Genomic DNA, 1,921 nt, shown 5'->3' on the forward strand with positions numbered 1-1,921 from the left:
GACAAAAGCGCCGCGCAGGCAAACAAACCAGGCAAAGCCCAACACCGTAGGCACACAGAAACGAGCGCCGCGAAGGCAACCTGATCAAGAAAAGCCCAACGCTGCAGCCAAGCAAACAACAGGCGCCGCAGGCATACAGACGAACAAGCGCCGCAGGCAAAACCTTACCCTTATTGCCGCGCCAACCGCAAATTATCCGGCATCGGCAAATTGTAATTCGTCCGGAACGGATTGATATCCAGCCCGCCGCGGCGGGTATACCGCGCATAAACCGCAAGCTTCACCGGCCTACAGGCCTTCATCACATCGATAAAAATCCTCTCGACACACTGCTCATGAAACCCAGTGTGATTTCGATAGGAAATGATGTACCGCAGCAACCCAGCGTGGTCAATCTGCGGCCCGACATAATGAATCTGCACGCTGCCCCAGTCAGGCTGCCCGGTCACCGGGCAATTCGACTTCAGCAAGTTAGAGAACAACGTCTCTTCGACAGGCGCTTCATCAAGCGCCGCCTTGAGCAACGAAGCATCCGGCTGATAAACATCCGTATCCAGATCAAGCCGATCCAGCGATAAGCCTTCAAACTCTTCCATCTGCAACTTGCCGAACTCATACGGCGCAGTCAGATGAACCGAAACAGTCGCGCCACAAGAAGCGGAAACATCCCGCTTGATCGTGTCACGTACGATTTCCATCGATTCGAACGCCGTCTGCGCAAACGACCCAAGATAGAGCTTGAACGACTTCGACTCGACAATATTCGGCGAATCGGCGGGCACGAAGAAAGTCGCCACGGCAATCTGCGGCTTGCCGCGCGCATTCAGCCAGGAAAGCTCGTAAGCATTCCAGATGTCCGTGCCGAAAAACGGCAACTGCGCGCCAATCCCAATCGCTTCGCGTGCATTCTTCCGGGCAATCGGAAAGAGCAGAGAAGCGTCATATTGTTCGGTGTAAGCGGAAGGCTTACCCAGCGGTGACTGTTCAGGTGTCATGATGCGTTCACGATGCCACTCAGCACGTGCCCCGTCGCCGTCACGACGCGGGCCGATTCGCAATGGCCAATTTGGTCGTCGAAGAAAAAGTCCGGCTCGAACTCGCGCAAAAATGCGCTCTTGTCGAGGCCGCCGAGGAACATCGCTTCGTCGATTTCGATGTTCCACGCCATCAAGGTACGGATCGCGCGCTCATGCGCCGGGGCAGAGCGCGCCGTAACCAATGCCGTACGAATATGCATCGGTGCGGCTTCGTCCGCGAGTTTCTGCAACCGGTGCAGCGCTTCGAGCAACGGCTTCAAAGGCCCGTCCGCGAGCGGCAAATCCTTGTTGTGCATCTCATGGCCGACGAACGCCCGCAAGCCATCTTTCTGGAACACGCGCTCGGCTTCGTCGGAAAACAGCACGGCGTCGCCGTCGAAGGCAATCCGGATTTCGTCCGGATACTTACTCGCCATTTTCGCCGATTCGGGCAAGACGCGCGCGGCCGGGAATCCGGCGGCCAATGCGTCGCGCACATCGTCCTGATTCGCGGACAAAAACAGCGACGCGTTCAACGGCTTCAGATAGCCGAATGGCGCGCGCCCACGGGTAAACACACCGCGTTCGATCGCCAGTCCATATTCCCTGCAAGAATGAAATGCGCGCAGTCCGCTGATCGGATCGCTGCGCGACAGAATCACGACTTCGACCCGGTGGCCGCCTGCATTTAACGCCAGCAGCTTGCGGATCAGCGGAAACGCGACGCCCGGTTTGGCGGGCACGGCGAGCCGCTCGCGCTGCAACGCTTCATACGCTTGCAGGTCGCCGTCCTCGTAGACGCGGTTCTCTTCCTCGAAGTCGAACAGCGCGCGCGACGAGATTGCCACCACCAGTTTGTCGGCAAGCGAAATAGCCATTTGCGCGTTTCAGTCCTGAAAGATCAA

General features: G+C 57.8%; 2 protein-coding genes. Both read right to left on the reverse strand.

Annotated elements, in window-relative coordinates; translation table 11 throughout:
* Positions 1-170 precede the first annotated feature (170 nt).
* Positions 171-995, reverse strand: a complete 825-nt coding sequence (queF, locus tag PQQ96_RS41890; RefSeq protein WP_408303265.1) for an NADPH-dependent 7-cyano-7-deazaguanine reductase QueF — start codon at positions 993-995, stop codon at positions 171-173.
* Positions 992-1,894: a 5'-nucleotidase gene (locus tag PQQ96_RS41895; protein WP_408303267.1), complete on the reverse strand. Its 903-nt coding sequence runs from the start codon at positions 1,892-1,894 to the stop codon at positions 992-994. Before PQQ96_RS41895 ends, queF begins: the two co-directional genes overlap by 4 nt.
* Positions 1,895-1,921 lie beyond the last annotated feature (27 nt).

Source organism: Paraburkholderia sediminicola (assembly GCF_046027825.1).
GTDB lineage: Bacteria > Pseudomonadota > Gammaproteobacteria > Burkholderiales > Burkholderiaceae > Paraburkholderia > Paraburkholderia sediminicola_D.